Below are 6573 nucleotides of genomic sequence, written 5' to 3'. Positions count from 1 at the left end.
GCTAACCATGGCCCCGGTGGGATTCGACGGGTGGCACAGGACGATCAGCTTCGCGTCCCTCGCATCCGTGTCGATCGCGTCGAAGTCGAGCTCTCCGTCTGCGTTGCGGGAAAAGCGTTTCACGCTGGCGCCGGCCAGATTGATCGCGTCCAGGTACAGCGAGTAGGTCGGGTCTTCCAGCAGTACCACGTCGCCCGGATTGACGAGGCCCAGAATGGTGGCGGTGAGGCCTGCGGAGCCACCATGCGTGACCAGGATGTTCTCGGACGAGTAACCATTGCCGGCCACGCCGACGGCCGCTTGCAGGATCGCGTTCACGAGTTCGGTGCGGCCTTCTTGCGGCGAATAATGCGTATAGCCCGACTTGATCGCCTGTATCTGCGCATCGATGACCACTTGTGGCGTATCGAAATCAGGCTCGCCGATCGCCAGCGAAATTTTGTCGGCGGCGGCGGAGATCAGGTTTTTGCTGCGAAGAGACTGGCTCCTGACGCGCAATACGGCGTCGGATGAAACCGAGGGTGAGGACTGATTCAATTGACTTTCTCCATTTTTCTCGGCACTACACCAAGAAATTCGCGGGTTCTCTGCTCCTTCGGGTTGTCGATGACCTGATCCGCGGGGCCCTGTTCGACGATGCTGCCGTCGGCCATGAATACGACGCGGCTGCACACGTCACGGGCAAAGCCGATCTCGTGGGTGACGACGAGCATCGAGATGCCGAGGGAGGCGACCTCTTTCATCACGTTCAGCACTTCGTTCACCAGTTCGGGATCCAACGCGGAAGTGGGCTCGTCGAACAGGATGACTTCCGGGTCCATCGCCAGCGTCCGGGCGATCGCGACCCGCTGTTTCTGGCCGCCGGACAGTTCCGAGGGGTACGCGTCCATGCGCTCGGCGAGTCCGACCCGCCGCAGCAATTCGCGCCCGCGGCTAATCGCCTGCTCCCGTGGTGTCTTGAGGACGCGCAGCGGACCTTCGATCACGTTTCCCAGCGCGGTCTTGTGCGGATAGAGATTGAAGTGCTGAAACACCATCCCGACTTTCTGCCGCTGTTTCGCAAGGCGCTTGCCGAAGATTTCCTTGAGCGTGTCGCCGTGGCGTTCGTAGCCGATGTAGTCGCCACAGACCTTGATGGACCCGCTGGTCACTTCTTCGAGATGGTTGACGCAACGTAGCAGCGTGGACTTTCCTGACCCCGACGGGCCGAGAATCGCGACCACCTCACCCTTCATGACCTGGAGATCGATGCCGTTGAGCACGACCTTGTCGCCAAATCGCTTCTTCACGTTGACGATGTCTACAACCGGCGCTTCCGATTCGGCCATTGTCGTTAACCTTTCCATAAATCGCTCGACCGATGGATGCGTCATGCCGCATCCAGATTCACGTGGATCTTCGCCCCGGCGCCCTTTTTATCGCTGCTGCGGGTATAGCCCTTGCCGATCGATCGCTCCAGATAGTATTGGCCGAGCGTCGCGACGCTCACGAGCACCAGATACCAGATGGTGGCCACGACGAGCAGCGGCATGACCGCGTAATTGACCGCGTAGATTTCCTGCACATTGCTGAGCAGGTCGCCGCCTGAAATGAACGCTACCAGCGCGGTCGCTTTCAACAGATTGATGGCCTGGTTGCCGGTGGGCGGCACGATGACCCGCATCGCTTGCGGCAGGATGATCCTGCGCATTGCCTGGCTTTCGGTCATGCCGGTCGTGAGGGCCGCTTCACGCTGCCCGGGATCGACCGACATGATGCCGGCACGGACGATTTCGGCCATATACGCGCCATCGTGCAGCGAGAAGCCGACCACGGCCGCGGTGAAGCCGGAGATCACCGAGTTGGTCTTCAGCATGACGCCAAGGCCAGTAAAGGGCACGCCGAGAAACAGCACCGGAAACAGCGCGGCGAGGTTGTACCAGAAGATCAGTTGAACCAGCAGCGGCGTGCCACGGAAAAACCACAGGTATCCGTTCGCGATGGTCACGAAGATCGGGCTTTTCGACAGCCTCATGATCGCGATCACGGTGCCGATGATCACCGCCAGTATCTGGCATATGATCGTGACCACCAGCGTCACCCGTACGCCGGACAGCACGTGCGAATCGAACAGGTAATGGCCTATCACCGGCCATTGCATGTTCTCGTTGTCGGCGATGCGGAATAAAAACGACAGCAGAAATATCAGGACCACGACACCGATCGCTATCTGGACTGGATGCTTGCTGCGAACGATGCGCAATTCATGAGTGCGCCCGTCATTCTGTTCCATAGCCGTGTTCCCTCGCGTCCAGAGCGTTTGGCGCCAACGCCGTTGCCCCTGGCGGACTGCTCTTCGATCGTTGCCTGACGCTACGGCGCAAAACTGGCCGCACCGTAGCGATGATTTAAATACCGTGTCAGTTCTTCGCCTGCATCGCGTTGATCGCCGGGCTGTTGACCCGCATTTGCGACACCCCATAGAAATCGACGATCTGCTTGTCGATTCCCTGTTTGGAAATGCCGTCGAACGCGAGCTGCAACGCCTTGGCGAGCTGCGCGTTGCTGGTCTTGACGGCCGCGCCGTGCAGCCCCGATTCGAACAGATCGCCGGTCAGTTCAGCCTTGTCGCCGGACGTCTTCACGATATTGGCCGCGATTGCGTAGTCGATGCCCATTACGTCGATGCGTCCGGTGCGCAGCGCGAGGTCCGAAGCGCTGGCCGACGGATAGCCCTGCACGGTCACTACCGGTTTGCCGGCCTTGGTGCAGGCATCGGACTGCCGTTGCGCGATGGCAAGCGAGAGGCTGCCGACGGGTCCACCCGCGGTGGTGCCGCACAGGTCCGCGACCGAATGGATGTTCTTCGGATTGCCCTTGGCGACGATCAACTGCTGGCCGGTCTTCGTGTAGTCGACGAAGGTCACCTGCTTTTCGCGCTCTGGCGTGTCGGAGAAGTCGGACATCGCCACATCCAGGCGGCCCGAGGTCAGGCCGATCACCATCGACCCGAAATCGGTATTAATGATTTTGATATGCAGCCCCAGCGCCTGGCCGAGCGCCTGCATGAAATCCGCTTCGATGCCGGTGATCCCGCCGTTCTCGCGATACAGGTACGGAGGCAGCGTGGTTTCGCCGCCGATGGTGAGTACGCCCTTTTCCTTGATGTCGCCCGGCAGCGCGGCAACCGCCGCCGGGTTCAGCGCCGCCTTCGCGATTTTCGGATTGGTCACGAATCCGTCGGCGTTGTTTTCGGCATGCACCGAGCTGACCGGACCCAGCGAAGCGGCGCAAATGAGCGAGATCGCGGAAATTGCCTTGAATCCATTTTTCTTAGACATGGTCACCTATTTTCAGTCGAGAGAAGTTGCTTCAAAACGATCGAAACGTCTGGACGTTACTCAGGGTTTTCCCTCTGGCCGGGGCCTTCACTTGGCAAATCAGCGTTGATGTTGTGCAAGCGTAGCGACATTAAATCATGTCCAAAAGCGAATTTTTTAATTCTGATAGGATCGCTTTTCTTCATGTATCGCGTCGCCGCCGAGTCGGGCGGCGTCGGGTCGTAGAGCTGGGCAGACCAGAGGAAGGGGACAGCGATGATTACGCTGAAGCAGGTCGAGGCGCTGTACTGGATTGCGGAGCTTGGCAGTTTCGATGCGGCTGCGTTGCGGCTCAGCACCACCCAATCAGCCATTTCGAAACGCATCCAGGAACTCGAGAGCCGCTTCGATCTCGTGATCTTCGATCGTAGTCGCCGCGCCGCCGTGCTGACGCCTAAGGGCGAGGAGCTCCTTCAGTCCGCGCGGCAACTGCTGAACGCGCGCGATGGCCTGTTGGTGCAACTGGGCGCAAAGGACGCGATGTTCCGCAGGCTGCGGCTCGGCGTGACCGAGCTGACCGCGCTCACGTGGTTGCCTGTCCTGGTGGACCGTTTGCGCGAGCATTTTCCGCAGTTGGAGATCGTGCCCGAAGTGGGCTTGGGCCGCATGCTGTACGAAAGGCTCGCCGATCACACGATAGATATGGTCATCGTGCCCGACGTATTCCACGACCCGCGCTTTTCGACGCTGCCGGTGGGGACGGTCAGAAACGCGTGGATGTACGCGGAGGGCGTGATGCCGGGCAAACGCACTTTTGCGCTGAGCGAGATCGCGCAACAAACGCTGATCGTCCAGGGCAAGGATTCGGGCATGGGCATCGCTTATGGTGAGTGGTTCCGCGCCCATGGCATCGACACGCCCAAAACCGTCGTGTGCAGCAACCTCGTCGCGCAGATCGGCTTGACCGTGTCGGGGCTGGGCGTCAGCTTTTTACCGAAGCAATGCCTGTCGCACCTGATCGCCCACGGCGCGCTGCGTGCGGCTAGCACGACGCCGGCATTGCCGAAGATCCAATACGCGGCGATGTATCTGCCGACCCAGCAGGCGGATTTCCTGGATCAGGTGGCAAGGTTGTGTCAGACCTGCTGCGATTTTTCCCGGCTGGTGTTGCAGGTCTGACGGCGGCTGGGTTGAGGCGGAATTTCACCCGCCGTCACGGGGCGGCGGCGATCGTGCGGAACGCGTCCGTCTGCGCATCCGGCCAGTCGATGAACCGCATCGGGCCGGGACGGCGAGCGCCGCGACCAGTTTTACGGGTTTATCACCCTGGTTCGTGGCGTCACCCTCGGATCGTCGCACATCCATGCGCAGCTACCTTTACAGAGCGGCGTTAACTCGGTTTCGATTTGTCGGATGGCAAGTTCTCCGTCAGGGCGCTTTACGATATACCCATCTGTGAGAGTTGTGGGGTCGATCATGATGTAATCGCTTTTGATCCCAAGTTGTCTGGGATACGCTTTCACCGCCTCCCCACGACGGTCTTGCAACTCTTCCAGATTCTTCTCGCCGATATACGCACCGGCCATGACGACCGCCTGAATCTGGACGTCTGGCCATTTTTTTGCCTCATCTACCGCTTTGGCAATCGCGCGCTGATCCGCCGTCGAAAGTTTCGTTTTGTTGAAGGGCACTTCGAGCGACACATACTCGCCTATCGTGCACGCATGAACCGGTGCGTAAGAAACAAAAAAGGTTGCAAGTGCTGCCATAAAAGAAGCGGTTCTGAAACGTGGAACTCTGATCATTCTATATTTACCCCATCGAAGGTTGCGATATAACCGCGTCGCCGCCGTTGAGCTGAAGCTTGCGGACGGTGCGCTGGAGAGTGCTCCCGCTACATGCGCAAACCCGCTATGTACTTGGCGCGCGGGCGCAGCAGAAAAGCCTGCGACCGTTGTTCGAGCACATGCGCAACCCAGCCGGCGGTACGGCTGATGATCCACACGGCGGTCGCGGTGCCATCCGGCAGGCCGAGCGCACGCGCGAGCACGACGAGTGCGATCGCGATGCCGGGATGCATCGATAGCCGCTCGTCGGCGAGCGCAAGAAATGCGAGCGTCGCCGCGGTCTCCGGCGTGGCCTGCCGCAGCGCGCGCACCTGTTCGAGGATCAGATTGGCGCGCACGTCGCCTTCCGGATAGAGCGGATGGTTGAAGCCGAACAGGCTCGCGCCGACCTCTCGCACCATTTGCAGACGCGGCGCCGTGTCGGGATTGGCGATGTCGCGCAACAGCAGCGTTTCGACTTTCTCGGTGGCCGTGCCAGTGGAAAAGCCGACATGCGAGCTGATAGCCGCCGCCACGCAGTTGTAGAGGTCCGCATTCGTCGACGCCGCGACCCGCGCGGCGAACGTAGCCGGCGCGAGTTCATTGTCGGCGAGGACGTCGAGTGCGCCGTTTACAGCGAACACCGCATCGGGCGTGCAAATACCGCCGGCTGCGCGCAGCAGGTAAGCCGCGATACTCTCGCCGCGCTCGCGCATCACGAACGCACGCTCGCGACTCAAAAATCCAAGGCATCCGGCCATCGTTTGCATGATGAGGCGTGCGGCCTGCACCGCGCTGCCGTCGGAAATTTCGGCCGCGCCGCGCCCCTGCATGCCGAGCGCGAGCGGCACCATGCCCAGCAGGTTTGCGATGTCGCCGCCGTCGAGCTTGCCCGCGTACGCATCGAATAGCGGCAGCACCGCGTGCGGCGTGTCGAGCACGCCCCACGCGCTGACACCGTCCTGCCAGACCCCGGTCATCAGCAGTTGCGATACCGATTCGAACGATGAGCCCGCTTTTGCCATTTCGACCGCCGAGCGGTTTCGATACAGCGGCCCTTGCGGCGTGATGTGCGTGATTCCCGATGTCAGCACCGGCTCGCCCCAACGCATCGTCGATTCGGCCGCTGCGGCCTTCGCCACGCGTCCCCGCTTGCGGCTACCCACCCGCTCGACGTCGGCGCGCACATACAGACTTCGGCGTCCGTCGTCGTGCGGCGCGGTGCCGATCAGCCCGCGGCTCACGTACGAGTAAAGCGTGGCGGGCTTGATGTTGAGCCGAGCCAGCACTTCCTCGCGTGTCATCAGATCTTTGGTCGTCATTAAATCAATCTAATCAATATAAATACCAACGCATAGCGCGCGGAGCAGCCCGAATATCAGTCTATCAGACCAGGGATGAAAGCTAGGCCTAGACGGGTTGACGGCGGCGTGCAAGTCGCTTCTTCT

7 protein-coding genes are annotated in these 6573 nt (G+C 60.7%); 1 reads left to right on the top strand and 6 read right to left on the bottom strand.

The window, feature by feature from the left end:
- The 4 genes from VGH68_RS04615 to VGH68_RS04600 all read right to left on the bottom strand — a co-directional run.
- A partial coding sequence (locus tag VGH68_RS04615; protein WP_331602324.1) for an aminotransferase class I/II-fold pyridoxal phosphate-dependent enzyme occupies positions 1-498 on the bottom strand: 498 nt, incomplete at its 3' end.
- Between the two features lie 35 nt (positions 499-533).
- A complete protein-coding gene (locus tag VGH68_RS04610) occupies positions 534-1328 on the bottom strand; it encodes an amino acid ABC transporter ATP-binding protein (RefSeq protein ID WP_331602323.1) in 795 nt (264 codons plus the stop codon).
- Positions 1329-1369: 41 nt separating this feature from the next.
- Entirely contained in the window at positions 1370-2272 is a 903-nt protein-coding gene (locus VGH68_RS04605) for an amino acid ABC transporter permease (RefSeq protein WP_331602322.1), read from the bottom strand.
- Positions 2273-2399: 127 nt separating this feature from the next.
- Positions 2400-3320: an ABC transporter substrate-binding protein gene (locus tag VGH68_RS04600; RefSeq protein ID WP_331602321.1), complete on the bottom strand. Its 921-nt coding sequence runs from the start codon at positions 3318-3320 to the stop codon at positions 2400-2402.
- 255 nt (positions 3321-3575) lie between these two features.
- On the opposite strand from VGH68_RS04600, the gene VGH68_RS04595 reads away from it, so the two are divergent.
- Positions 3576-4478: a LysR family transcriptional regulator gene (locus VGH68_RS04595; RefSeq protein ID WP_331602320.1), complete on the top strand. Its 903-nt coding sequence runs from the start codon at positions 3576-3578 to the stop codon at positions 4476-4478.
- Positions 4479-4609: 131 nt separating this feature from the next.
- Here the strand turns inward: VGH68_RS04595 and VGH68_RS04590 are convergent, their stop codons facing one another.
- Together VGH68_RS04590 and VGH68_RS04585 are read right to left on the bottom strand one after the other, a co-directional pair.
- Positions 4610-5068: a hypothetical protein gene (locus VGH68_RS04590; RefSeq protein WP_331602319.1), complete on the bottom strand. Its 459-nt coding sequence runs from the start codon at positions 5066-5068 to the stop codon at positions 4610-4612.
- 125 nt (positions 5069-5193) lie between these two features.
- Positions 5194-6429: a citrate/2-methylcitrate synthase gene (locus VGH68_RS04585; RefSeq protein WP_331602326.1), complete on the bottom strand. Its 1236-nt coding sequence runs from the start codon at positions 6427-6429 to the stop codon at positions 5194-5196.
- Positions 6430-6573: the final 144 nt, after the last annotated feature.

This window comes from Paraburkholderia sp. (assembly GCF_036488505.1).
In the GTDB taxonomy this organism is placed as follows: Bacteria; Pseudomonadota; Gammaproteobacteria; order Burkholderiales; family Burkholderiaceae; genus Paraburkholderia.
The sequence above is the reverse complement of the archived record's forward strand: the minus strand, read 5'-3'. Positions and strand labels throughout refer to the sequence as shown.

Bases quoted from the DNA above. Each gene is read 5' to 3' on its own strand.
- VGH68_RS04605 (WP_331602322.1), bottom strand. From the start codon at position 2,272: ATGGAACAGAATGACGGGCGCACTCATGAATTGCGCATCGTTCGCAGC.
- VGH68_RS04600 (WP_331602321.1), bottom strand. From the start codon at position 3,320: ATGTCTAAGAAAAATGGATTCAAGGCAATTTCCGCGATCTCGCTCATT.
- VGH68_RS04585 (WP_331602326.1), bottom strand. From the start codon at position 6,429: ATGACACGCGAGGAAGTGCTGGCTCGGCTCAACATCAAGCCCGCCACG.
- VGH68_RS04610 (WP_331602323.1), bottom strand. From the start codon at position 1,328: ATGGCCGAATCGGAAGCGCCGGTTGTAGACATCGTCAACGTGAAGAAG.
- VGH68_RS04590 (WP_331602319.1), bottom strand. From the start codon at position 5,068: ATGGCAGCACTTGCAACCTTTTTTGTTTCTTACGCACCGGTTCATGCG.
- VGH68_RS04595 (WP_331602320.1), top strand. From the start codon at position 3,576: ATGATTACGCTGAAGCAGGTCGAGGCGCTGTACTGGATTGCGGAGCTT.